Source organism: Micromonospora sp. DT228, assembly GCF_049841595.1.
GTDB lineage: Bacteria > Actinomycetota > Actinomycetes > Mycobacteriales > Micromonosporaceae > Micromonospora.
The window spans coordinates 1-24,106 of the sequence record NZ_JBNCKO010000028.1 but is presented as its reverse complement, the minus strand read 5'-3'; the positions used below and the strand labels follow the sequence as shown (position 1 = coordinate 24,106).

The 24,106-nt window shown below is 71.0% G+C and carries 19 protein-coding genes and 2 pseudogenes; 15 read left to right on the top strand and 6 right to left on the bottom strand.

Annotation, left to right across the window (positions count from 1 at the left end):
- The first annotated feature begins 257 nt into the window (after window positions 1-257).
- The 3 genes from ACLQ29_RS33325 (at window position 258) to ACLQ29_RS33315 (ending at window position 5,456) form a co-directional block, all read left to right on the top strand.
- Window positions 258-2,198 (top strand): Na+/H+ antiporter NhaA, encoded by a 1,941-nt coding sequence (locus ACLQ29_RS33325; RefSeq protein WP_425775344.1) that lies wholly within the window; start codon window positions 258-260, stop codon window positions 2,196-2,198.
- 146 nt (window positions 2,199-2,344) lie between these two features.
- On the top strand, window positions 2,345-3,562 hold the full coding sequence (locus ACLQ29_RS33320) for an MFS transporter (RefSeq protein ID WP_425775343.1): 1,218 nt from the start codon (window positions 2,345-2,347) through the stop codon (window positions 3,560-3,562).
- A gap of 103 nt (window positions 3,563-3,665) precedes the next feature.
- Window positions 3,666-5,456, top strand: coding sequence for a gamma-glutamyltransferase family protein (locus tag ACLQ29_RS33315; RefSeq protein WP_425775342.1), 1,791 nt, complete (start codon window positions 3,666-3,668; stop codon window positions 5,454-5,456).
- Between the two features lie 6 nt (window positions 5,457-5,462).
- Here the strand turns inward: ACLQ29_RS33315 and ACLQ29_RS33310 are convergent, their stop codons facing one another.
- From ACLQ29_RS33310 to ACLQ29_RS33295, 4 genes are read right to left on the bottom strand one after another with little or no spacing between them, the layout of a single operon-like run.
- Window positions 5,463-6,089: a response regulator transcription factor gene (locus ACLQ29_RS33310; RefSeq protein ID WP_425775341.1), complete on the bottom strand. Its 627-nt coding sequence runs from the start codon at window positions 6,087-6,089 to the stop codon at window positions 5,463-5,465.
- Window positions 6,086-7,324: a sensor histidine kinase gene (locus ACLQ29_RS33305; protein WP_425775340.1), complete on the bottom strand. Its 1,239-nt coding sequence runs from the start codon at window positions 7,322-7,324 to the stop codon at window positions 6,086-6,088. The genes ACLQ29_RS33310 and ACLQ29_RS33305 overlap by 4 nt, the downstream gene beginning before the upstream one ends.
- A 5-nt stretch (window positions 7,325-7,329) precedes the next feature.
- Window positions 7,330-7,782, bottom strand: a complete 453-nt coding sequence (locus ACLQ29_RS33300) for an ABA4-like family protein (protein WP_393371626.1) — start codon at window positions 7,780-7,782, stop codon at window positions 7,330-7,332.
- A complete protein-coding gene (locus tag ACLQ29_RS33295) occupies window positions 7,779-8,705 on the bottom strand; it encodes a hypothetical protein (protein WP_425775339.1) in 927 nt (308 codons plus the stop codon). The genes ACLQ29_RS33300 and ACLQ29_RS33295 overlap by 4 nt, the downstream gene beginning before the upstream one ends.
- Before the next feature lie 300 nt (window positions 8,706-9,005).
- Here ACLQ29_RS33295 and ACLQ29_RS33290 point away from each other — a divergent pair, with 300 nt between their 5' ends.
- From ACLQ29_RS33290 to ACLQ29_RS33255, 8 genes and pseudogenes are all read left to right on the top strand, one after another.
- A complete protein-coding gene (locus ACLQ29_RS33290) occupies window positions 9,006-10,178 on the top strand; it encodes a lactonase family protein (protein ID WP_425775338.1) in 1,173 nt (390 codons plus the stop codon).
- 169 nt (window positions 10,179-10,347) lie between these two features.
- Window positions 10,348-11,165 (top strand): annotated as a pseudogene (locus ACLQ29_RS33285) (CDP-alcohol phosphatidyltransferase family protein); the annotation flags it as partial.
- A gap of 77 nt (window positions 11,166-11,242) precedes the next feature.
- Window positions 11,243-12,904: a sulfatase-like hydrolase/transferase gene (locus ACLQ29_RS33280; RefSeq protein ID WP_425775337.1), complete on the top strand. Its 1,662-nt coding sequence runs from the start codon at window positions 11,243-11,245 to the stop codon at window positions 12,902-12,904.
- Between the two features lie 37 nt (window positions 12,905-12,941).
- Window positions 12,942-13,757, top strand: coding sequence for an FkbM family methyltransferase (locus ACLQ29_RS33275; RefSeq protein ID WP_425775336.1), 816 nt, complete (start codon window positions 12,942-12,944; stop codon window positions 13,755-13,757).
- A gap of 95 nt (window positions 13,758-13,852) precedes the next feature.
- Window positions 13,853-14,272, top strand: coding sequence for an ASCH domain-containing protein (locus ACLQ29_RS33270; RefSeq protein WP_425775335.1), 420 nt, complete (start codon window positions 13,853-13,855; stop codon window positions 14,270-14,272).
- Window positions 14,273-14,319: 47 nt separating this feature from the next.
- On the top strand, window positions 14,320-15,084 hold the full coding sequence (locus ACLQ29_RS33265; protein ID WP_425775334.1) for an ABC transporter ATP-binding protein: 765 nt from the start codon (window positions 14,320-14,322) through the stop codon (window positions 15,082-15,084).
- A complete protein-coding gene (locus tag ACLQ29_RS33260; protein ID WP_425775333.1) occupies window positions 15,081-16,982 on the top strand; it encodes a hypothetical protein in 1,902 nt (633 codons plus the stop codon). The genes ACLQ29_RS33265 and ACLQ29_RS33260 overlap by 4 nt, the downstream gene beginning before the upstream one ends.
- Window positions 16,983-17,090: 108 nt before the next feature.
- Window positions 17,091-17,588 carry a hypothetical protein gene (locus ACLQ29_RS33255; RefSeq protein WP_425775332.1) on the top strand — a complete coding sequence of 166 codons (498 nt, stop codon included), beginning with the start codon at window positions 17,091-17,093 and terminating at the stop codon, window positions 17,586-17,588.
- Between the two features lie 241 nt (window positions 17,589-17,829).
- Here ACLQ29_RS33255 and ACLQ29_RS33250 read toward each other — a convergent pair whose 3' ends face one another.
- Window positions 17,830-18,063, bottom strand: coding sequence for a GntR family transcriptional regulator (locus ACLQ29_RS33250; RefSeq protein WP_425775331.1), 234 nt, complete (start codon window positions 18,061-18,063; stop codon window positions 17,830-17,832).
- Window positions 18,064-18,304: 241 nt separating this feature from the next.
- Between ACLQ29_RS33250 and ACLQ29_RS33245 the strand changes: the two genes are divergently transcribed.
- Window positions 18,305-18,508 (top strand): hypothetical protein, encoded by a 204-nt coding sequence (locus tag ACLQ29_RS33245; RefSeq protein WP_425775330.1) that lies wholly within the window; start codon window positions 18,305-18,307, stop codon window positions 18,506-18,508.
- Window positions 18,509-18,572: 64 nt separating this feature from the next.
- On the opposite strand, the gene ACLQ29_RS33240 is transcribed toward ACLQ29_RS33245, so the two are convergent.
- Window positions 18,573-19,277, bottom strand: a complete 705-nt coding sequence (locus ACLQ29_RS33240; protein ID WP_425775329.1) for a permease-like cell division protein FtsX — start codon at window positions 19,275-19,277, stop codon at window positions 18,573-18,575.
- Window positions 19,278-19,386: 109 nt separating this feature from the next.
- Between ACLQ29_RS33240 and ACLQ29_RS33235 the strand changes: the two genes are divergently transcribed.
- The 3 genes and pseudogenes from ACLQ29_RS33235 to ACLQ29_RS33225 all read left to right on the top strand — a co-directional run.
- Window positions 19,387-20,184, top strand: coding sequence for a PrsW family intramembrane metalloprotease (locus ACLQ29_RS33235; protein WP_425775328.1), 798 nt, complete (start codon window positions 19,387-19,389; stop codon window positions 20,182-20,184).
- A 145-nt stretch (window positions 20,185-20,329) separates the two neighbouring features.
- Window positions 20,330-23,605, top strand: a complete 3,276-nt coding sequence (fdh, locus tag ACLQ29_RS33230; RefSeq protein WP_425775327.1) for a formate dehydrogenase — start codon at window positions 20,330-20,332, stop codon at window positions 23,603-23,605.
- Between the two features lie 3 nt (window positions 23,606-23,608).
- Window positions 23,609-24,106, top strand: a pseudogene (locus ACLQ29_RS33225) (4Fe-4S dicluster domain-containing protein); the annotation flags it as partial.

Below are 24,106 nucleotides of genomic sequence, written 5' to 3'. Positions count from 1 at the left end.
TCGACCCTCCCCAGGAACCGGCGACATCACCGGCACGCTACCAACCAGTCGCACTCCGTGCGTGCCCCCAGGGTGGTCGCCGGCCCTCGGCGCGATCTTGCACTTCCTGTCGCGACAAAATGACGCAGAGTCCCGCATCTCGGCGACAGAAAGTGCAAGATCGGCGCAACAGGCACGGTGCGCCGGATCCGCGCCGGCCCATCACGAGGTGTCCGATTCCGAACCACGTGCCGATCGGCTCGACAAGGATTGTTCCCGTGACGAGCAGCAATCCACTGCGGGGATGGAGCAGTCGGACCGCCTGGGAGGGGCGGTTCAACGCTCCGCTGCGCGCGTTCCTGCGCACCGAGACCGGCGGTGCCCGGGTGGTGCTGGTCGCCGCGGTGGTGGCCCTCGGCTGGGCCAATCTGCACGTCTCGTCGTACGAGTCGGTGTGGGGCACCTCGCTCTCGGTTCGGCTCGGCGACTGGTCCGTGTCACACGACCTGCGTACCTGGGTGAACAGCGGCCTCATGACCTTCTTCTTCCTGGTGGCCGGGCTGGAGTTGCGCCGCGAGTTCGACATCGGCGAGCTGCGGGAGCGGCGTCGGCTGGCCTTGCCGATGCTCGCCGGGTTCGGCGGCATGCTGCTGCCGATCGCGATCTATCTCGTGATCAACGCCGGGCACACCACGGCCGGGGGCTGGGGTGTGGTGATGGCCACGGACACGGCGCTCGCGCTCGGTGCGCTGGCCGTCTTCGGGCCGCGCTTCTCGGATCGGCTGCGGGGTTTCCTGCTGACCGTCTCCGTCGTCGACGACGTGCTCGCGATCGCGGTGCTGGCCATCGCGTACCCGCATCATCCCTCGCTGTCGGCGCTGCTCGTCGCGGTGGTGATCTTCGGTGTGGTCCTGGTCGTCCGGGCCCTGGGTGTGCGGTTCGGGCCGGTGTACGCGGTGCTGGGGGTGGCCGCCTGGGTGGCGGTTTCGAAGTCCGGTGTCGATCCGGTGGTGGTGGGTCTGGTGATGGGGTTGCTGACCTACGCCTACGCCCCCGACCGGGGCGATCTGCGACGGGCGAGCGACCAGTTCCGTCTCTTCCGGGAGCAGCCCACCCCGCAGCTCGCCCGGATGGCCCGGGCCGGGCTCATCTCGGCGGTGTCGCCCAACGAGCGGCTCCAGAGCATCTACCATCCGTGGGCGAGCTACCTGGTCGTGCCGCTCTTCGCGCTGGCCAACGCGGGGATCGTGATCGACGGCGACCTGCTCGCCAGGGCCGTGGTCTCGCCGGTGGCCCTCGGCGTCGTGGTCGCGTACGTCGTCGGTAAGCCGGCCGGGATCGTGGCCACCTCGTGGCTGGTGGCCCGGCTGAGCGGTAACCGGTTCCGGCCACCAGTCGGCTGGGTGGCCGTCGTGGGGGTCGGCACGGTTTCCGGCATCGGGTTCACCGTCGCGCTGCTCATCGCCACCCATGCCCTGAGCGGCCCGGCCCTGGACGAGGCGAAGCTCGGCATCCTCGTCGCCACAGCCGGCGCGTCCCTCGTCACCTGGTTGGTGTTCCGCGCTGTCCGGCGACTGTCACCGGCACGGCGTGCGCGGGCGTTGTTGGGCGTCACCGAGGGGATCGTCGACCTGATGCTGCCGGTCGACCCGGAGCGTGACCACATGCGCGGGCCGGTCGAGGCGCCGGTGACGGTCGTGGAGTACGGCGACTTCGAGTGCCCCTACTGCGGGCAGGCCGAGCCGGTGGTCCGGGAACTGCTGGCCGACTTCGCGAACGTCAGGTACGTCTGGCGGCACCTGCCGCTCACCGACGTCCATTCGCACGCCCAACTCGCCGCCGAGGCCGCCGAGGCGGCGGGGGAGCAGGGCGCGTTCTGGGAGATGCACGATCTGCTGCTCGCGCACCAGGACGCCCTCGACCCCACCGAGGTGCTCGGCTACGCCGAACAGCTCGGTCTGGACCTCGACCGGTTCCGGGAGCACATGGTGAAACGGATGGGCGTCGACCGGGTCGCCGAGGACGTCGACTCCGCAGACCTCAGCGGTGTCACCGGCACCCCGACCTTCTTCATCAATGGTCGGCGGCACCACGGCGCGTACGACATGACGGCGCTCTCGGCGGCGGTGCGGGGGGCGTTCGCCAGCGCGAGGCTCCGCCCGGAGTACCACCCTCGGCCTCCCGGACGGCGCGAGGGCGGGCCGTCGTACCCGGCGTGATCGGTCGTGGGGCGCGAGCCCGCCACCTGATGAGGGGCGTTTCGGGCCGTTGTCGCACCTGCGTGGCGGGCCAGGACCCATGCTGCACGGGGGAAAGGAGCCGCGATGGCCCGCAGCAGGGGCATCCGAGCCCGAAGGGACCGATCATGTCCAACGCCAGCCGTGCCGATGGCGCAACGACACGGTCGGGTTCCACGTCCGGCGCGGTGCGGGTCACGTTCGCCTTCTGGATCACGCTCGTGGGCACCACCGTGCCGACACCGCTCTACCCGCTCTACGAGATGGAGTTCGGCTTCTCGTCGTTGACGGTGACAGTGGTCTACGCGCTGTACGCGTTGGGCGTGGTCGTCGGGCTGCTGGTGTTCGGTCGGCTCTCCGACCAGATCGGCCGCCGCCCGGTGATCCTCGTCGCGCTGCTGCTCTCGGTCGCCGCGGACGCCGTGTTCCTGGCCGCCGTGGACCTGGCGATGATCATCGTGGGTCGGGTCCTCGCCGGTCTCTCCGCCGCGCTGATCATCGGCGCGGCGACCGCGGCGCTGGCCGAGTTGATCAGCCCGCGGCACCCGAAGCGGGCCGCCACCGTGTCGATCTTCGCGAACCTGGGTGGCCTCGCCACCGGCACCCTGCTGTCCGGGATCGTGTCGGACGTGGCGCCCGACCCGCTCCGGCTGCCCTGGGTGATCGTGCTGGTCCTGGCGGTGGTCGCGATCATCGCGTTGCGCGGCGTACCGGAGACGGTACGGGAGCGCTCGCCGGTGACGCTGCGGGTGCAACGGCTGCACGTGCCGGCGACCATTCGCGGCGCCTTCGTCCGCTCGGCGATCACCGCCGGCGCGGGGTTCGCCGCGCTCGGGGTGCTCACGTCGGTGAGCGGGCTGTTCCTCGGCATGGTCCTGCACGAGACCTCGCACACCCTGGCCGCGCTCGTGGTCTTCGTGGCGTTCGCCGGTGCCGCGTTCGGGCAGCTGCTGACCCGCGTCCTGTCCTCGCGTGCCGCGCTGGCCAGCGCCTGCGTCGGTCTGATCGTGGGGGCGGGACTGCTCGCGTTCAGCATGTGGATGGCGCTGCTGGCGACGCTCGTCCTCAGCGCGGCGATCATGGGAGTCGCGTCCGGGGTGGCGGTCGGCGACGGCATCGCGACGATCACGATGAAGACCGAACCGCAGCATCGGGCCGAGGCGGTGTCGACCTTCTTCGCGATCCTGTTCGCCATGCTCGGCGTGCCCGCCGTCGGGGTGGGCCTGCTGATCCAGAGCGCCGGCCTGCGTCCCGCCGGTGAGATCTTCAGCGCGGTGGTGGCGGTGCTCGCCCTTGTCGTCCTGCTCAGCCTCGTCCGCGGCGACCGCACGCGCCCCGCGCACTGAACGCCGACCGGACCCGGCCCGCGCGCGGCGCACCGGCCGGGCCGGTGTGCGTGCGGATCCGGAGGTCTTGCGTTCGCACCGCGGAGCCGAGTGAGGTGTGGTCATGACGTTCACCACCCGGCCCACGCTGCGGGGCACCTTCGGCATGGTCTCCTCGACGCACTGGCTCGCCAGCCAGTCGGCGATGGGCATCCTGGAACGCGGCGGCAACGCCTTCGACGCGGCGGTCGCCGCCGGGTTCGTCCTGCACGTGGTCGAACCGCACCTCAACGGGCCGGGCGGCGAGGTGCCGGCCATCGTGGCCACCGCGCGGGGCCCCAGGCCGAAGGTGCTGTGCGGGCAGGGCCCCGCGCCGGCCGGTGCCACAGTCGCGCACTTCCGGTCCCTCGGGATGGACCTCGTCCCCGGCGCCGGACCGCTCGCGGCGGCCGTACCCGGCGCCGTGGACGCCTGGCTCCTGCTGCTGCGTGACCACGGCACGCGCACCCTCGCCGAGGTGTTGGAGCCGGCCATCGGCTACGCGGGCGCCGGCCACCCGCTCGTGGGCCAGGTCGGCGCCACAGTGGCGGCCGTCCGGTCGCTGTTCGAGGAGCACTGGCCCACCTCCGCCGCGCTCTGGCTGCGTGGCGGCCGCCCACCGGCGGCGGGGGAGGTGTTCGCCAACCCGGCGTACGCGGACACCCTGCGCCGGCTGGTCGAGGCGGGACAGGCGGCCGGCGCGGACCGGGAGACGCAGATCGAGGCCGCGCGCCGGGCCTGGAGCACGGGTTTCGTGGCCGAGGCGATCGACGCGTTCAGCCGCCAGCCGTTCCGGGACTCCACCGGACGGCCGCACGCCGGGCTGGTCACCGGCGACGACCTGGCCGCGTACTCGGCGACCTGGGAGGCGCCCACCACCCTCGACTGGCACGGCTACTCGGTGGCGAAGACCGGCTTCTGGGGTCAGGGCCCGGTGCTGCTGGAGGCGCTTGCCACCCTGGACGCGCTCGACGACCCCGGCGCGTACGACCCGGCGACGGCGGCCGGCGTGCACGCCCAGGTCGAGGCGCTCAAGCTCGCCTTCGCCGACCGGGAGGCCTGGTACGGCGACGGCGTCGACGTGCCCGCCACGGCACTGCTCTCCCGGGAGTACGCGCGCGAGCGGGCGGCCCTGATCGGCGATCGCGCGTCGGCGGAGTTGCGGCCGGGGCATCCCGACGGGGCGCGGCCACGCCTGCCAACCCACGTCCGAAGCGCTGCCGCGCGGCGTGGGCACGCGACGGACCCGACGACGGGGGAGCCGACCGTGCGGTCGGACGGGGTGACCCGGGGCGACACCTGCCACGTGGACGTGGTCGACCGCTGGGGCAACATGATCTCCGCGACGCCCAGTGGTGGCTGGTTGCAGAGTTCGCCGACCATTCCGGAACTCGGCTTCCCGCTGGGCAGCCGGTTGCAGATGTGCTGGCTGGAGGAGGGGCTCGCCTCCTCGTTGGTCCCGGGCCGTCGACCGCGTACGACGTTGAGCCCGACGATCGTGTACCGCGACGGCGAGCCGGTGCTGGCCTGCGGCACCCCCGGCGGGGACCAGCAGGACCAGTGGCAGTTGGCGTTCCTGGTGCGGCATCTCGTCGGCGGCCAGCCGCTCCAGGAGGCGATCGACGCGCCGGCGTGGCACACGCTCAGCCTGCCGGGGTCGTTCTATCCCCGCGACGTCGAGCCCGGCGTCCTGGTGGTGGAGGACCGGCTCGACGAGGGCGTGCGGGCGGCCCTGCGGGCGTACGGGCACCGGGTGCGGGTCACCGACGGGTGGAGCCTGGGTCGGCTCTGCGCGGTGACCCGTGATCCGGCGACGGGCGTGCTGTCCGCCGGTGCGAACCCCCGGGGAATGCAGGGCTACGCGTGCGGCCGTTAGGACGTGTCAGACGCCGCGCGCGAACAGGGCGAGGCGGACCCGGTTGGGGCTGTCGGTCTTGGTCATCAGGCTGGTGATGTGGGTCTTGACCGTGGTGACGCCGATGTGCAGCCGGTCGCCGATCTCGGTGTTGGACAGGCCCTCGGCGACCAGGTCCAGCACGTCCCGTTCGCGGGCGGTCAGACCCTGCACCAGCCGTGGCGACTCGGGTCGGGCGTGCACCGCGCGCTGGACGAGCCGCCGCAGCACCTCCGGGCTGAACGGGCTGTCACCGACGGCGGCCCGCCGGATGCCGTCGAGCAACTCGGTCGGGGGCGCGTCCTTGAGCAGGAACCCGCAGGCGCCGGCGGTCAGGGCGGGGTAGAGGTGGTCGTCGTCGCCGAACGTGGTCAGCACCAGGACGCGGGTGGCGGGGCGGTCGGCGAGGATCCGGCTGGTCGCGGTGATCCCGTCGACACCTGGCATCCGCAGGTCCATGACGACGACGTCGGGCAGGAGCTGCCCGGCCAGCGGGATCGCGTCACGACCGTTGTCGGCCTCACCGACGACCTCGATGTCGGGTTGGGCGTCGCAGAGCATGCGCAGCCCGGCGCGGATCAGGTGCTGGTCGTCGACCAGCAGCACCCGGATCACGCCGGCTCCGGCGCGGGCGAGCCGGCGGGGGCCGTGCGTTCCCGGGGCACCGGGTGGCCGGGCGGCTCGGCGGCGGAGGCCGGGAGCACGGTACGCACCCGCCACCCCGTCGGGGTCGGGCCGGCCTCGAGCCGACCGCCGAGGACCTCGACGCGCTCGCGCATGCCGGTGATGCCGTGCCCGCCGCCGGTCGGCACGCCCGCCGGCACCCCGCCGTGCCCGGTGTCGGCGACCTCCCAGTGCACGGCACCGTCGCGGACGGCGACCACGAGGTGCGCGCGCGCGGACGTGCCCGCGTGTTTGGCCACGTTTGTCAGTGCCTCCTGGGTCAGTCGCAGCACCGCCATGCCGCGGACCGCGTCGAGGGAGCCGATCGCCGGGTCCAGGTCGGCCTCCACTGTGACACCGGCCTGGCGGGCCCGGTCGATGGACGCGCCGATCGCCGCCGGCAGCGCGGAGGGTTCGATCGCGGTCAGCGCCGCGTCACCGCGTACCCCGTCGGGGTTGCGCAGCACCGCGACCAGCCGGCGCAGCTCCGCCAGGGCCGCGGTGCCGGTGCCGTGCACGTCGTCGAACACCTCGCCCACCCGGGGGTCCAGGTCGGTGAGCACGTGCCGGGCCACACCGACCCGCAGGACCATCGACGCCACGTGATGCGCGACGACGTCGTGCAGCTCGCGGGCGATGGCGGCGCGTTCGTCGGCGCGTGCCGCGCGGTTCTCCGACGCGTGCTGGCGCTGCTCGGCCACGGCCCGCTCGACGGCCTGTCGACTCAACTCCCGGTTGGTGCGGATGACGAGGCCGAGCAGCACCGGCACGCCAACCTCCAGGGCCAGCCCGACGACGCCGGAGCCGACCTGGTTGCGCGGGGCGCCGATCGTGTCGGCCAGGTCGACCACCACCAGCAGCGCGCTGGACAGCCAGATGACCCGGGGGCGGTGTGCCCGCATGGTGACCTCGAGCAGCGCCCAACTGGCACCGACCTGGTTGATCGTGAAGTCCTCGACCAGGCCGAGCGCGACCGCCAGCAGGGCGGTCTGGATCACCAGGTTGACCACCGGTCGACGGTGTGCCGCCAGCGCCACCGCGAACGCGAGCACCGCGAGGATCCACTGTGTCGTGCTGGTGGTGTGACCGTGGGGGACGAGGAGCAGGAAACCCAGCCCGCTGAGGTCGAGCAGCACCATCCGTACGAGCGTGTCCCGCAGATCGAACAGTCGCCCCGGCCATCCCACGGTGGTCAGCCTAGGTGCTGCGCGCCGGTCGCGGCAGCCGACGGTCGCCGCCACCCGGTCCGGACCGCGAGGTACGCGGCCAGGCCCAGCGGTCCGAGCAGGATGGTCAGCAGCAGCACCGGGGCCATCACCAGCGCCGGCACCCCCCGTTCCCTGCTGTCCAACCACGCCCAGCGCCCGACGAACAGATCGAACGCGATCATGTGAGCCCAGCCCGCCGCCGCCCCGGTGGAGGTGCCGAGCAGGTCACGCACCCCGTCCACGGTCGGCGACCGCACGGCCGTCAGCACGTCGCCGAACGCCGGGATCACCAGCAGGGCGTAGATCACCACGACCGGCAGCACGATCAGCGGCGAGGAGATGATCCGGGCGGTCCACGACCAGCGCGGCAGCAGGATCATCAGCGCCCAGAACGGCGCGGCCACCGTGAACGTCAGGGAGAACAGCGTCTCGGTCACGCGGCCAACGCCAGTTCCGGGCGGCGTCGGCGGGCCAGCACCAGCCCGCTGGCGGCCGCCGTCGCGACCACCAGGGCCGCGACCGCGGCCAGCGTGCCGGCGTCCGGGCGCAGCAGCGGCTGTCCGCGCAGCGCCTGCCAGGTCAACAACACGGTGAGTACGCCGTACGCGCCGCCCGCGACGATCAGCAGGCGGACGCGGGTGCGTGCGTCCAGCCGCGTGGCGAACCGGGTCAGCAGGATCGCCAGGAGCGGCAGCGCCTGGAGGGCGTGCAGCCCCACGAAGTGCCCGATCCGCAGGTCACCACCCGTGGTGCTCCAGCCGACGATCGGCAACCCCGGCCCGCCGTCGAGCACACCGACGCTGTGCGCCCCACTGATCCCCTCGATCCCAGGGTCCTGCGTCGGCAGCACCATCGGCACCGCCGCGAGCATGCCCAGCAGGGACAGGCCGAGGCCCCACCCAACGGCGGTCGCGGCGACCCGGTCGGGGATCCGCTGGATCAGGACCACGATCCCGATGACGAGGTGCGCGACGAACAGAATCATGATCGCCAGGCCCGTCGAGGCGGTCAACACGATGTTCAGGGGGGTGGAGATGTTGTAGTGGCTGGTCTCGCCGCGGAGCATCTGGCCGACGATCCACGCGTTCTCGACGACCGCCACCGCCACGATGACGACGGCCGCCCTCTCGACGGCCCGGCTGCGTCGGGGCAGCAGGGAGAGCATCCAGGCGAGCGTCGCGCCGTACAGCACGAAGGACACCCCGAACTTGAACGGCTTGAGCCAGATCGGCGCCCCGGTGAGGACGCGCGAGTCGGCGAAGACGCCGACCGCGGCGATGACGGTGAGCACCGCCATCACGGAGACCAGGACCATCAGTGGGCGGTTCCAGTGCGTCGCCCGACGCAGCACGGTAGTCATGCCTGTAGATGCTCGCGGACCCTCCCGTGGAAAGCGTCCGACCGCGAGCCCCGGTTGCGGCCGGCGGTCGGAGCGGGCCTCCTCCCTGGGTAGGAGATGAAGGCCGTCGACTTTCAGCCCGGTCGCGCCAGGCGTCCGCTTTGCGATATGCCATCGGAGCGCGTACGTCTTGTCATTCCACGGAACGGCACTAAATTACCCCTTTAGGGTAAGGGTGCCTATCACGACTACATCCTCCGATAGCTTTCGAAGCAGAGGAAAACTCGTATTCCTCCCTTCGTGTGCGTAAAGGAGTCAGTGATGAAGCGCAGCGTTGCGCTCGCGGCAGCCCTCCTGGCGGGTCTGACCAGCGTCGGATCAACCCCCGGGACCGCTCTCGCCGACGGTGGCGGCCCCGGATACCACGACGACCGCAAGGGGGGTGACTCCCACCACGGCGACGAGGGTGCGCTCTTCGTCCAGACCAACAAGGCCGAGGGCAACACCATCAAGGTGTACGACCGCGACGGGGACGGCCGTCTCACCAAGGCGGGTGAGTACGAGACCGGCGGGCTGGGCGGCTTCACCATCGGCGCTCCGCTCGACGCGCTGGCCTCGCAGGGCTCCCTGATCTACCACAAGGGGTTGCTCTTCGCCGTGAACGCCGGCAGCAACACCGTGACCGTCTTCGGTGTCGAGGGCACCAAGCTGCACAAGCTCCAGGTCATCTGGTCCGGGGGCCTGCTGCCGGTCAGCATCGCGGCCCGCGGCGACCTCGTCTACGTCGTCAACGCCGGCGGTGAGGGTTCGGTGCAGGGCTTCGAGCTGAAGAAGGGCCACCTCTCGCGGATCGAGGGCGCCAACCGCTCGCTCGGGCTGCACAACGGCAACCCGCCCGCGTTCGCCACCGCCCCGGCCCAGATCAAGATCGACCCGGACAGCGAGTTCGTCCTGGTGTCGACGAAGGGCAACAACGTCATGTTCAGCTACGAGATCGGCCGCCACGGCGAGCTGGCCTCGAACCCCGTCATCAGCGACGCCGGGAACACCCCGTTCGGCTTCACCTTCGACAGCGAGGACTCGCTGCTGGTCACCGAGTCGGGCGCGAACGCGGTCAGCCGGTTCGAGTTGGACGACGACGGCACACTCGACCAGGTCGGTGAGTCGGTGCCCAACGGGCAGCAGGCGCCGTGCTGGATCCAACGCGTCGGCGACTACTTCTTCGTCGCCAACGCCGGCAGCTCCACCATCAGCTCCTACCGGGTCGACGACGACGGCAAGCTCGAAATCGTCAAGAACGTCGCCGCCGACACCAACGGCGGGTCGATCGACATGACCACGAGCGACGGCTTCCTGTACGTACAGAACGCCACCGCCGGCAACGTGCAGGGCTACGAGGTGAACGAGGACGGCTCGCTGAGGCTCGTCACCACCGTGGAGGGCCTGCCGAAGTTCGAGAACGGGATCGGCATGGAGGGCATCGCCGCCTCCTGAGACGCGTCACCCGCTGGTCCCGGTCGCTCGCCGACCGGGACCAGCTCCGTGTGCGGCCCCCGGACCAGCGATCCGCGCGACGCCGGTGGCGGCGTGCGTTTCAGAATGAACCGATCGGTCATATTTTCCGTGTTCCCGGTGAGTCACCCCCCAGAGTCGCGGAGGCACGATGTCAACGGTTCGAACTGGTCCGGTCATCGGACTGCTCGTGCAGATCGCGCTGCTGGCGGTGCTTGCCGGGACTGTCGGTCTGGGCGCCGCGGGGTGGGTGGCCGGCCTGGCGTACGGGGTGGGCCTGTGCGTCCTGCTCGGTCGGGGGTTGTCCCGGTCGGGTGCGCGGGGCCTGAGCCCGGCCGACCGGGTGACCCTGAGCCGGGCGATCCTCGTCGGCGGCGTGACGGCCCTGGCCGCGGACGCGCTCACCCGGCCGGCGCCGATCGCGGTGCTTGTCGCCCTGACGGCCGTGGCGTTGGCCCTCGACGCGGTGGACGGGTACACGGCCCGACGCACCGGGACCACAAGTGAGCTGGGCGCCCGCTTCGACATGGAGATCGACTCCTTCCTGGTGCTGGTGCTCTGCCTCCACGTCGCTCCGGCGGTGGGCGGCTGGGTGCTCGCGATCGGCGCGATGCGCTACGTCTTCGTCGCCGCGAGCTGGGTGCTGGGCTGGATGCGCGGGTCCCTGCCGCCGCGCTACTGGCGCAAGGTGGTCGCGGCGATCCAGGGCGTGGTGCTGCTGGTGGCCACGGGAGACGCGCTGCCCGGCCCGCTGACGACAGTCGTGCTGATGGCGTCGCTGGCGCTGCTGATCGAGTCGTTCGGCCGCGACGTGGCGTGGCTGTGGGTGACCAGACAGCGTCGCCGCACCCCACTCCACACCATCCCGGGCGTACCGGCCACGATGGTCCACGTGAGCGGCCACCGCCCGACGGTCGCCGTGGCTCGCGGCGACATCGCCCGCGTCTGAGTCGCCCGTACGCCGCACTCCGCAGGACCATGGAAGGATGCCCGGGTTGTCGCTCTTGACGCGAGTACGTGAGCTGCCGAGCCAACGGCGAAAGGCGATGAGGGACGGACTCCCGGGTGGTACCGCCGAGGGCGGCACCGCGGGCGCGGGGCGAGCGGCGCGTTCCGTCGTCGCCCGGCTGACGACAGTCCTGGCCGCGCTGCTCGTGGTGTTCGTCCTCACCGTGCCGTACGACTTCGGCCGCCTCACCCCGGCGGCGTTCGTCCGGATCCCCCTGGAGGCGCTGCTGGTCGTGGCCCTCCTGCTCGCCCTGCCGCGGCGGGGCAGCCGACTGGTCGCCACCCTCGCCGGCGTGGCCCTCGGCCTGCTCGGCCTGCTGAAGCTGCTCGACCTGGGGTTCACGGCCGCGCTGAGCAGGGCGTTCGACCCGGTGCTCGACTGGGCGTTGCTCGACGAGGGGTTCGCCTTCCTCGGCGAGTCCTACGGCCGGCCCGCCGCCATCGGCGTCGCGGCCGTCCTGGCGGTGGTGCTCGTGGGACTGCCCGTCCTGGTGACGTTGTCGATGCGGCGACTGCGGCGGCTGGTGGTCGGGCACCGCACCGGGACCACCCGGGTGGTGGCCGCGCTCGTGGTCGTCTGGGTGGCCTGCGCCGCCTTCGACGTGCGGGTGGGGCCGGCCGTACCGGTCGCCGACACGTCCGCGACGACCCTGGCCAACGGCCACGGCTTCCAGGTGCGTCTGCGCCTCGACGACCGGAAGACGTTCTCCACCCTGATCGAGGCCGACAGGTTCCGCGACACCCCGGGCGACCAACTGTTGACCGCGCTGCGGGGCAAGAACGTGGTTGTCGCCTTCGTGGAGAGCTACGGACGGGACGCCGTCGAGGACCCGGAGTTCGCGCCGCAGGTCGGTGCCGTCCTCGACGGCGGCACCAGCCGGCTGGGCGCGGCCGGTTTCGCCGCGCGCAGCGGTTTCCTCACCTCACCGACGTTCGGTGGCGGCAGTTGGCTCGCGCACGACACGTTGCTCTCCGGCCTCTGGATCGACAACGACCAGCGGCACCGCACCCTGCTGGCGAGTGACAGGTTGACCCTCAACGGTGCCTTCCGGCGGGCGAACTGGCAGACCGTGGGTGTGATGCCCGCGGTCAGCAGGGCGTGGCCGGAGGGGTCCTTCTTCGGTTACCAGCGGTTCTACGACGCCAAGGCGCTCGCGTACCGTGGCCCGAAGTTCAGTTTCGGCACCATGCCCGACCAGTACACCCTGGCCCGCTGGCAGCGCCTGGAGCAGGCGAGGCCGGCCGGCAACGTGATGACGGAGCTGGCGCTGGTGTCCAGTCACGCGCCCTGGACGCCCGTTCCGCCGATGCTCGACTGGGCGTCCCTCGGCGACGGCGCGGTCTACCGCTCCGCCGGGGCGGGCGAGTCGGACGACGACCGGCGCCGGAGCGCCACCCAGATCCGGGCGGACTACCGCACGTCCATCGAGTACACGCTGAGCACGCTCATCTCCTACGTGCAGACCTACGGAGACGACGACCTCGTGTTCGTCTTCCTCGGCGACCATCAGCCCGCCGCGGTCGTCACCGGCGAGAACGCCAGCCACGACGTCCCGATCTCGATCATCACGAAGGACCGGGCGGTCCTGGACCGGATCTCCGGGTGGGGCTGGCAGGACGGGCTGAAGCCGGGACCGTCGGCACCGGTCTGGCGGATGGACAGCTTCCGGGACCGGTTCCTGACCGCCTTCGGACCGTGATCCGGCCCTACCCCTCTCACGGACTGGACCCAGACGCATGACGGCTACCACCGACACCAGGATCGCCGCGCTCCGCAGCGATCCGGTGATGTCCCCGCTGCACCTGTCGCTCGACGTCTACTACGGCGATCCCGCACGGGACGCGCGGATGGACGCCTTCTACTCCCGGTTCGTCACCAGCGGGGATCTCGTCTTCGACGTCGGCTCCCACGTGGGCGACCACATCGGCAGCTTCCGTCGCCTCGGCGCCCGCGTCGTCGCCGTGGAGCCGCAGCCGCTGTGTCTGCGCGCCCTGCGGGCGATCTACGCCGGCGACGACCAGGTGACGCTCGTCGGAGCCGCGTGTGGCGCGGGCGCCGGCCGCACCCGGTTGCACGTGAACTCCACCAACCCCACCGTGTCGACCGCCTCGCCCGACTTCGTGCGGGCGGCCCGGGGCGCGGGCGGGTGGGAGGGCCAGGTGTGGGACTCGGTCATCGAGGTCCCGGTGGTCACCCTGGACGCGCTGATCGACGAGTACGGCACACCACGCTTCACCAAGATCGACGTGGAGGGTTTCGAGGACGAGGTGCTGGCCGGCCTGAGCGGGCCGCTGCCGGCGCTCTCGTTCGAGTTCACCACTATCGCGCGCGCGGTTGCCGGGCGGTGTCTCGATCGCCTGACCGTGCTCGGCTTCGACGGCTTCGACGTCGCGCTGGGCGACGACAAGTCGATGACCTTCGAGCGGTGGGTGTCCGCGAGCGACATGGCGGCACACCTGCGCGACCTGCCACACGTGGCGAATTCCGGCGACGTGTACTGCGTGTCCGGTGGGCGCCAGACGGGAGCCGTGGCGACCGCCGCCGCCGTCTGAGCATCCAACCCGGCGAGATCCGACAAGGATCTGCCCGCACCCCGACCACGGGGCCACCAGCGCCTTCGGCGCAACGGATCGCGTACCCTCCGTGGATGGCGCTCGATGATCTTCTGCTGGCCGAGTTCGCGTTTCCGGGGCCGTTGCGCGACAGCCTCGTCGCCGCGATCCTGTCCGGGGCGAAGACGTCGACGACCGGCCTGCTGATCGGGTACGAGCGCGCGAACGAACCGCTGCCCGAGGTGGGGCAGCGGTCCGCCGTGGTGGACTCCGCCGGCCGTCGGGTCGCGGTCATCGAGCTGACCGACGTACGAGTGCTCCGGCTCGCCGACGTCGACCTGCGGCACGCCGTGGCCGAGGGCGAGGGGGACGAGTCGGTGGCGCAGTGGCGGGCGGGGCACGAGATGTTCTGGCACAGCCCGGAGGTACGCGCCGAGCTGGACGACCCCGGGTTCACCGTCGACGACCACACCCCGGTGGTCACCCAACGCTTCCGACTGGTGCACGTCGTCTGAACCGCGGTCGGTCCACCGTGGACCGACGGGTCACCTATGCTCGGCGCGTGATCACCCCAGCACTGGAGATTCGCGGCCTGGTGAAATCCTTCGGGGCGCATCGCGCGGTGAACGGCATCGACCTGACGGTCCACTCGGGCACGTTCCACGGCATCGTCGGTCCCAACGGTGCGGGCAAGTCCACCACCATCGGGATGGCCGTCGGACTCGTCACCCCGGACGCCGGTGAGATCCGGATCCTCGGGCACGACGCGCTGCGCGACCGCGCCCTGACCCGCGCGCTGACCGGGGTGTTGCCCGACGGCCTCGACTTCCCGGAGCGCCTCACCGGCGCCGAACTGCTGCGCTACAGCGCCGGCCTGCGTGGGCTGCACCGGGTCGCGGCAACCGAACGGGCCGCCGAGCTGGTCGAGGTGCTCGGCCTGGCCAAGGGCGCCGGCACACCGCTCGCCGACTGCTCGACCGGCACCCGCAAGAAGCTCGGCCTCGCCCAGGCGCTGCTGCACGCGCCACGGCTGCTCGTGCTCGACGAACCGTTCGAGGCGGTCGACCCGGTCTCCGCGGCCACCATCCGCCGGGTGCTGCGCCGGTTCGTGGCCGGCGGCGGCACCTGCGTGCTGTCCACCCACTCGATGCTGCTTGTCGAGCAAATGTGCGACGAGGTCACAGTCGTCCATCAGGGCCGGGTCGCCGCCGCTGGGCCGGTCACCGAGGTCGCCGCCGGCAGCAGCCTGGAGGAACGGTTCGTCGAGTTGGTCGGCGCCGACGCCGCCGGCAGCGCCGGCCTGGACTGGCTGACCGACGCACGATGAGCGCCCACCCTGACGCCGCGCTGGCCGGCGCCCTGCGCACGATCGCGGTGCCGGCCCGGATGCGCACGGCCATGCTGCGTCGCTCACTGCGCGAGCATCCGGGACCCACGGTGGCCGGCCTGGCCGGCCTGCTCGCCGCCGGCTGGCTGATCCGGTACGCGCTGCGCGGTGACCAGCACACTCTCGCCCTGCTCGTCGGGGCGTGGGTGCTCGGCTGGATCGTGTTACCGCTGCTGCTCGGCGGCGGGCGTGGCCGGGTCCGTCCAGCCCACCTACGGTTGGAGCCGATCGGCGGCGTCCCGGCCGCGACAGGTCTGCTCGCCGCGGCGGCGATCGGCATCGGCCCGGCCGTCTCGCTCGTGGCGCTCGCCGCGCTGCCGGTGCACGCCGCTCGGCACGGCTTTGTGGCGGTCCTCGTCGCCGCCGTCGGCGCGGTGCTGCTCTGGCTCTGCGGACTGATCGGCTCGGCGATCGCACTGGAGATCGTCGGCCACGCCGGCGGTCCGGCCGGGGCGCTGCTCACCGGCGTCTTCACCGGCACGGCGATGGGCGTCGCCGGGTCGCTCTGGGCGGTCTTCCCGTGGGTGTCGGTCCTGCTCGTGGCAGCGCCGGAGGAGGTCGTCCAGGCCATGGGGTACGTGCCGAGCGCCTGGCCGGTCGCCGCCGCGTCCGGACCGACCGGGCAGGGGGTGCGCCTGATGGCGGCCCTGGTGGGCATCGTGGCGCTCGGCGCGGCCGCGTACCTCATGCTGGTGCGGAGGGTGATCACCACGGGCGTGCCGTTCCGGCCGCGCGGGACCACCGCGCTCCCGCTCGTCCGGCGCGGCGGCGACCAGCCGGCAGCGCGGCGCGGGACCACGGCGGCGGCAGCGGCCGGGGACCGGCGTCCGGAGCGCGGCTGGCGGGCGTGGGTGCCGGCGGCGACGCGGGCGGTCGCCGGCCGTGAGCTGCGGGCCTGGATGCGGCATCCGCTGCGGGTGCAGTACCTGGCGTTCGCGGTGGTCTACGGTGCGCTGCTCGCCGGGCTGCCGCTGCTGTCCGACGTCGACCTGCTGCTGCCGTGGGCCGGTTCGTTCGCCGTGCTCGGCGCGGCGGCGATGTCGGCCGGGCTGGTCGGGCTGGACGGCACCGCGTTGTGGCTGCCGCTCACCACGCCGGGCGGCGAACGGGCCGAGGTGCGGGGTCGGGCCCTGGCCTGGCTGGTGCTTGTCACCCCGATCGGGGTGCTGCTCGCCGTCGCCGGTGTCCTCCTCGCCCCCGACGTCGACCCGCTGGCCGCGCTGGCCACCCTGCCGGCGCTGCTCGGGGCGGGCGCGGCGGTGCCGGTGTGGGTGTCGCTGCTGCGGGTGCGGCCGGTAGCCGACCCACGGCACCCCACCTCGGCCGACAACCCCACCGACATCGTCAGCGTGCTGGTCGCCACCGGGTCGGGGCTGGTGGCCGCCGCGCCGGTGCTCGCGCTGGTGATCTGGGGTCCGTCGGAGGTGGCGCCGCTGCTGCCGCTGGTCGGGTTGGTCGGTGGCGCCGCCGCCTGGTGGGGCGGCATCTGGTTGGCCGACGAACGCCTCGCCCGACGAGCGACCGACGTGCTCGCCGCAGCCGGCCAGCGGAGTCGGCCCCCGGAGACGGTGCTCCCGCTGACCTGGGACGCCGCGTGGTACCGGGAGAACAAGCCGACCGCCTGGGCACTCGGACTGCTCACGGTGGGGTGGATCCCGGTGATCCCCCAGGGGGTGCTGCCGTTGGCGTTCGGGATCGACAGCGGATGGATCGTGGCCGGTCACCTGAACGGGAGCGCGCACACGGCGGTGGGGTTGGCCATGGTCGGGCTGGGCGTCGCGATGCTGCTCTCCGGCCTGGTGCTGTGGGACCGCCGACCGCGGCCTGGCGGCTCTTGATCGCCAACGTATCTTCTAGTCATGAGAATGGATGGCGCTTCGGCGTATGTGGTTCGGCGGAGCCGGACCCGGACCGGGCTCACGTTGGCGCTGTACAGCCTGTTGCCGGTGACGGCGATCGTGATCGGCCTGCAGGACCTGTCCGTCCGCTTCCTGTTCGTCATCCTCGGGGTGCTGTTCGAGGTCATCTTCCTCGCCACGTCACGTCGTCGCGTGAGCAGCGCGATGCGACGGGAACTGCTCTTCGCCATTGACGAGCAGGGCGTCTACCTGGGCCCGGACGACTTTGGCCGGCCGGCGACGCGCGAGAAGTGGTCCAACATCGACGCCATCGTCTACTTCCACGGTCGGGTGTGGACGACGAAGAATCTGCCACCCACGACCCGTCACGTGGGCATCGTCCAAGGCGGCAGAATTGTCATGTCCCGGGGGAGGGGCGGTTGGTGGTTCAATGTCAGGCGAGCCTCCGCAGCCGCCGCCCGGTTCGGCGGGGGAACGCCGGTGCTCAAGGCGCCTTTCTACGGCCACATCTCGCGGGAGTGGTTCCACACCATCCCCCTGCCGCCAAACTGGCTCGCCACCCATGCCGGATCTCGTGCCAGATGACTCCCTCCCGGAGTCTTCGGGACGTAACACTGATCAGACGGCGATGCTCCGTGCTGGTCGCGACACGGGCACCGCTAGGGCGTGTGTCAAAGTCCTCGGTCGAGCCGAGGCGGAGTCCAGACGACGACCGGCCGCGTTGGAGATTGGTCCGGATACAACACCGGTATCCGGACCAATCTCCGCCTTGCCGGACCGCCGCCTGGACTCCGCCTCGGCTCGACCGAGGACTTTGACACACGCCCTAACCCGATTGCTTGGGCTCGGCCACATAGACACCTTTGCCGGGATAACCCTCGACCAGTTCACGGTCCTTGAGGATCGTCATGACCCGGTTGATTGTGGAGATGTGCACGCTGTGCTGCGCGGCAAGCTCGCGCGTGGACGGTAGCTTCTCTCCCGGCGCGAGCTCTCCGGACTTGATCTTTTCGGCGATCTCGGTTGCGATGCGCCGGTAGTCCACTCTCTCGGTCGGCATGAGTCGATCTCCGTAGGTTCCCTGGTTTCGGCACCCCAATTCGATCACGCGCGAACCTGTTCCAACAAGTTCCATGCTCTCACTTGACCTACTCCTACAAGTTGGAATAGGTTGGTCGCGCAGTCGGGTTCCCTGGTTTCGGCAAACTCCTGGGTTCCCGGCGGAAACCCACCTGGGGAGTAGGACGCACGGACTCTGCCCCCAGGTGGGGCTAATCATGATGGCGGGGAGAGTGCCGACCATGCCGATCGACGAGCCGATCTCCACAGCAACCGAGCTGTTCACCGCCAAGAGAGTTCTGGACACGCATTGGACGCGTGCGCTCGACCGCCCATGGCGGGTGGGTGGGTGCCTGGAGTGCCAAGCTCGCGACGACTGTCCGCAGCTCGATTGGGCAATCAAGCTGATTGTGGAGGTGGCGGCGTTGATGTTCCAGAAGCGCTGACTGCGGGCACCCAAGAGCCACGTCGGTTGCTGGCGCCGGAGGGAGAGCCGGCTCTGCGTAGGCGCTACAGCATCGCCAGCGGGGCCAGGGTCACGCCGTCAACGCCGTCGAGCCCGATCAGCTCGCCCACTCCGGACCCTTCTCTGTTCAGGGGCATCTCGAACCGCCACGACTCGTGCGTCATCTGCGGTTGGAGCTGCGTGGACAGGTCACCTTTGCCCTTGCACCGCTCGCGCAGGCGCTCGTACGCGGCATCGCGGTCCTCGAATTCGATCGACTTCGCGGTCGGCAGCGCCCGGACGGTCTTCTCCACGGCGGCCCGTTGTTCGGTGGTCGCCGACGGCTCCAGCCGAACGATGACGCCGATCCGCGATGGCTGAGGGTCGACGCTCGCGATCCTGAGCGTCGCGTCCTCCACGCCGTCGACCTCCGCGATCACCGCCTCGACCGCCTCGGCGATCGACGCGTCGGTGACGGTGGCGTGCAGAAGCTCGCGTACGTACTCCGGCTTGAGGGCCGCCCGCAGGTCGGGCTTGTCCTTCAGATCCGCCTTCTGGCGCTCGTACGCCTGCTCGCGGGTTTCGAAGGACACCTCCGTGACGCTAGGCATCGATCGAAGTCGCTGCTCCACGATGCCCTTCTGCGCCACCGTCGCGTCGTTGGCGAGGAAGACGGCCACCTCGACCTCGGCGGTCTCCGCGGGCTTGGACGTGCAGGCGGACAGGGCCAGCAGGGCGGCGAGTGCCAGTGACGGTCCCATGCGACGCATGAGCGGAGATCGTAGTTGTCGTTCACGGCCTTCGCCGCCCGCGCCGGAGTCGCCCGGATCTCGGGGCTGTGACTAGTGTTCGTAACCTCGATCCGCCAGACTGCGCGGTATGGCTGATCGTTGGCGCCGGTGGGCGTGGGTCGGAGTGCTCGTCGTCGGGCTGATCCTTTACATGGCGGTGCTGCGGACCCTCGTCAGCACCAAGAATCCGAACTTCGTCCCGGCGTTGATCCTGCTCGGGGCGACGCTCGTGCCGTTGACGTTCCTGACGTTCGCGCAGGCGCGTACCGGGCGGTGGCAGGTGCCGGCGTCGGTCCTCGTGATCTCGGCGTTCTTCGGCGGGGTGATCGGCACGGTGGTCGCCGGCACGCTGGAGTACGACACCCTGCGCGGTCTCGGCGCCCTGCCCATGCTGTTCGTGGCACTTATCGAGGAGTCGGCGAAGCTGATCGTCCCGGTGGTGCTGCTGTTCACTGTGGTGGCCCAGCATCGCCGTCGGGTGCCGTCCGACGGGTTGGTCATCGGTGTCGCCGCCGGCATGGGTTTCGCCGCGCTGGAGACGATGGGTTACGCCTTCAGCGCGCTGCTGAGTTCGCAGGGCAACATCGGCGCGGTGGAGCAGACCCTGTTCATCCGGGGTCTGACCGCGCCCGCCGGTCACACCGCGTGGACCGGGCTCACCGCCGGCGCGCTGTGGGCGCTGTTGGCCAGCCCGAGCGTCGGCCGGCTCCTCGGCTTCCTCGGCACGTTCCTGGGTGTCGTCGTCCTGCACACCCTGTGGGACACGTTCTCCGGTTCACTTGTCTTCGTGGTGCTGGCGATCGTCAGCATCGGCTGGCTGTTCTGGGAGCTGCGTCGCTACCGCGCCTTCGGTGAGCACCGGCTCGGTCAGCTCCAGCCGAACTGACCCCCGCCGTACACCATGCCTTTCCCGGCCTGCTCGATTAGGCCGGGGAAGGCATGACTCTTTGTGATCTCGCTGCGACCCGGTCGGGGCCTCGTCTACTGTCAGGCTGTTCACATTTGGTGTGATTGGTCGGGAAGGTGCGGCGATGGGGGTGCGGAGCTGGATCGAGGGCTGGCCGGTCTACCGCCAGCTCACCGGCACCGACCCGCTCGGACGGGGTACGGCTGCCGAATCCGACGGGTCCCGGGCGCTCACCGCCCGCACCGAAACCGCCGACTCGATGGCCCGGTCCGTCTGCCCGTACTGCGCCGTCGGCTGCGGTCAGCGGGTGTACGTCAAGGACGGCCAGGTCACCCAGATCGAGGGCGACCCGGACAGCCCGATCTCGCGGGGTCGGCTGTGCCCGAAGGGTTCGGCCAGCAAGAGTCTGGTGACCAGCCCGCTGCGGCAGACCACGGTCCGCTACCGCCGGCCGTACGGCACCGAGTGGGAGGATCTCGACCTCGACACGGCGATGAACATGATCGCCGATCGGGTCCTGGCCGCCCGGGACGAGACCTGGGAGGACGTCGACGCCGAGGGCCGCCCGCTGAACCGGACGCTCGGCATCTCCAGCCTCGGTGGGGCGACGCTGGACAACGAGGAGAACTACCTCATCAAGAAGTTGTTCACCGCGATGGGGGCGCTCCAGATCGAGAACCAGGCCCGTATTTGACACTCCGCCACCGTCCCCGGTCTGGGGACCAGCTTCGGTCGCGGCGGCGCCACCCAGTTCCAGCAGGACCTGTCGAACTCCGACGTGATCGTCATCCAGGGCTCGAACATGGCTGAGGCGCACCCGGTGGGCTTCCAGTGGGTCATGGAGGCCAAGCGCAAGGGCGCGAAGGTGTTCCACGTCGACCCCCGGTTCACCCGCACCAGCGCGCTGGCCGACTCGTACCTGCCGATCCGGGCCGGCACCGACATCGCCCTGCTCGGTGGGGTGATCCGCTACATCCTGGACAACGAGCTGGACTTCCGGGAGTACGTCGTCGCCTACACCAACGCCGCGACGCTCGTGACCGACGAGTTCGTCGACACCGAGGACATGCACGGGCTCTTCTCCGGCTTCAACGACGACAACGCCACCTACGACCAGGCCAGTTGGCGCTACGAGGGGCACAGCCAGACCCAGACGACCCGCGACAGCGAGACGCAGCGGGAAACCGCGGCCGGGTTGGAGAACGAGTCGCACGGCGCGCCTGTCGGCGGGCAGACCGAACGCGACGAGACGTTGCGGCACCCGCGCTGCGTCTACCAGATCCTCAAGCGCCACTACGCCCGCTACACCCCGGAGATGGTGGAACGGGTCTGCGGCATCTCGCAGGAGAAGTTCCTCGAACTGGCCCAGGCGTGGACGGAGAACTCCGGCCGGGACCGCACCGGCATGCTCGTCTACTCGGTGGGCTGGACGCAGCACAGCGTCGGCGTGCAGTACATCCGTACCGGGGCGATCATCCAACTGCTGCTCGGCAACATGGGTCGCCCGGGCGGCGGGGTCATGGCCCTGCGCGGGCACGCCAGCATCCAGGGCTCCACCGACATCCCGACGCTGTTCAACCTGCTGCCCGGCTATCTGCCGATGCCGCACCACGCCAACCACCCGACGCTCGAAAAATGGGTGGACAGCATCGCGCACCCCGGGCAGAAGGGTTTCTGGGGCAACGCGCGCACCTACGGCGTCAACCTGCTCAAGGCGTACTGGGGTGACGCCGCCACCGCCGACAACGACTACTGCTACGGCTACCTGCCGCGGATGACCGGTGACCACGGCACCTACCAGCAGGTGCTCGACATGATCGACGGGAAGATCAAGGGGTACTTCCTGCTCGGTCAGAACCCGGCGGTCGGCTCGGCGCACGGCCGGGCGCAGCGTCTCGGCCTGGCCAACCTGGACTGGCTTGTGGTCCGGGACCTGTTCGAGATCGAGAGCGCCACGTTCTGGAAGAACGCTCCGGAGATCGAGACCGGCGAGATCATGACGGGGGAGTGCCGTACCGAGGTGTTCTTCCTGCCCGCCGCCTCGCACGTGGAGAAGGAGGGCACGTTCACCCAGACGCAGCGGCTGTTGCAGTGGCGGGAGAAGGCCGTCGAGCCGCCGGGCGACGCCCGCTCCGAGCTGTGGTTCTTCTACCACCTCGGGCGGATCATCCGGGAACGGCTGGCGTCGTCGACCCGGCCACGCGACCGCGCGCTGCTCGATCTCAACTGGAACTACCCCACGCACGGTCCGCACGCCGAGCCGAGCGCCGAGTCGGTGCTCTACGAGATCAACGGGTACGACGTGGCGACCGGCCGGCCGCTGTCGTCGTTCACCGAGATGAAGGCCGACGGCTCCACCGCCGGCGGTTGCTGGATCTACACCGGTGTGTACGCCGACGGCGTCAACCAGGCCGCCCGCCGCAAGCCCGGCGCGGAGCAGTCCCTGGTGGCCCCGGAGTGGGGCTGGGCGTGGCCGGCGAACCGGCGCATCCTCTACAACCGCGCCTCCGCCGACCCGGACGGCAACCCGTGGAGTGAGCGCAAACGCTACGTCTGGTGGGACGCGGAGAAGTCCGAATGGACCGGCTACGACGTGCCGGACTTCGAGAAGACCAAACCGCCGTCGTACCGGCCGGAGCGCGACGCCTCGGGTGTGGCGGGCATCGCCGGCGACGACCCGTTCATCCTGCAGGGCGACGGCAAGGGCTGGCTGTACGCGCCCACCGGCGTGCTCGACGGACCGATGCCGACGCACTACGAGCCGGTGGAGTCGCCGGTGCGTAACCCGCTCTACCGGCAGCAGGCCAACCCGACCCGCAAGGTCTACACCCACCCGATCAACACACTCAACCCGAGCCCGCCGGAACCGCACAGTCAGGTGTTCCCGTTCGTGTTCACGGTCAGCCGGCTCACCGAGCACCACACCGCCGGTGGGATGAGCCGTACCGTCCGGACGCTTGCCGAGCTGCAACCGGAGATGTTCGTCGAGGTGTCGCCGGAGCTGGCGGGCGAGCGCGGGCTCACCCACCTGGGGTGGGCGCACGTGGTGACCGCCCGGGCCGCCATCGAGGCCAAGGTGCTGGTGACCGACCGGCTCACCCCGTTGCGGGTGGACGGTCGGATCATCCACCAGGTGTGGTTGCCGTACCACTTCGGTTTCGAGGGTCTGGTGACCGGCGACTCGGCCAACGACCTGTTCGGCATCAGCCTGGACCCGAACGTCCTGATCCAGGAGAGCAAGGTCGGCACCTGCGACATCCAGCCGGGGCGACGCCCCCGGGGACTCCAACTCCAGGAACTCGTCGTCGACTACCGCCGGCGGTCCGGGGACCTCAGCCCGCACTACCCACCGCAGGTCACGACCGACTCCGCCGACGGCGGCCCGGATCAGGAGGTCTGACCCATGCCCCACGCCAACGCCCTGTACGGCCCGTTGGATCCGGCGCCGGACGCTGGCTACGAGGACGCGCCGCCGCGGATGGGGTTCTTCACCGACACCAGCGTCTGCATCGGCTGCAAGGCCTGCGAGGTGGCCTGCAAGGAGTGGAACGGTGTTCCGGAGAGCGGCCTGGACCTGCTCGGCATGTCGTACGACAACACCGGCGCGTTGACCGCGAACTCGTGGCGACACGTCGCGTTCGTCGAGCAGCCCCGCCGGGCCGGCCTGGCGACCCCGGCGTTCGCGCAGAACCCGGACGGGCCGGCGGTCAGCCCGGCGACGGCGGCGCTCGGCGCGCTGACGAGCGTCGACACCGGGACCAACCCGGGGTTGCCTACCGGATCGCCCGCCGCGGCGGCGCGCATGTCGGCCGGCCCGCAGCCGGAGTTCCTGGGGATGCCGGGGGCGCAGCCGCCGGGCCGGGGCACGGGTGTCGAGGAGCGTTCGGATTTTCGGTGGTTG

Coding starts and splice junctions, on each gene's coding strand:
- ACLQ29_RS33295 (WP_425775339.1), bottom strand. CDS start 8,705: ATGACTACCGTGCTGCGTCGGGCGACGCACTGGAACCGCCCACTGATG.
- ACLQ29_RS33280 (WP_425775337.1), top strand. CDS start 11,243: ATGAGGGACGGACTCCCGGGTGGTACCGCCGAGGGCGGCACCGCGGGC.
- ACLQ29_RS33270 (WP_425775335.1), top strand. CDS start 13,853: ATGGCGCTCGATGATCTTCTGCTGGCCGAGTTCGCGTTTCCGGGGCCG.
- ACLQ29_RS33245 (WP_425775330.1), top strand. CDS start 18,305: ATGCCGATCGACGAGCCGATCTCCACAGCAACCGAGCTGTTCACCGCC.
- ACLQ29_RS33260 (WP_425775333.1), top strand. CDS start 15,081: ATGAGCGCCCACCCTGACGCCGCGCTGGCCGGCGCCCTGCGCACGATC.
- ACLQ29_RS33275 (WP_425775336.1), top strand. CDS start 12,942: ATGACGGCTACCACCGACACCAGGATCGCCGCGCTCCGCAGCGATCCG.
- ACLQ29_RS33235 (WP_425775328.1), top strand. CDS start 19,387: ATGGCTGATCGTTGGCGCCGGTGGGCGTGGGTCGGAGTGCTCGTCGTC.
- ACLQ29_RS33320 (WP_425775343.1), top strand. CDS start 2,345: ATGTCCAACGCCAGCCGTGCCGATGGCGCAACGACACGGTCGGGTTCC.
- ACLQ29_RS33250 (WP_425775331.1), bottom strand. CDS start 18,063: ATGCCGACCGAGAGAGTGGACTACCGGCGCATCGCAACCGAGATCGCC.
- ACLQ29_RS33290 (WP_425775338.1), top strand. CDS start 9,006: ATGAAGCGCAGCGTTGCGCTCGCGGCAGCCCTCCTGGCGGGTCTGACC.
- ACLQ29_RS33315 (WP_425775342.1), top strand. CDS start 3,666: ATGACGTTCACCACCCGGCCCACGCTGCGGGGCACCTTCGGCATGGTC.
- ACLQ29_RS33240 (WP_425775329.1), bottom strand. CDS start 19,277: ATGCGTCGCATGGGACCGTCACTGGCACTCGCCGCCCTGCTGGCCCTG.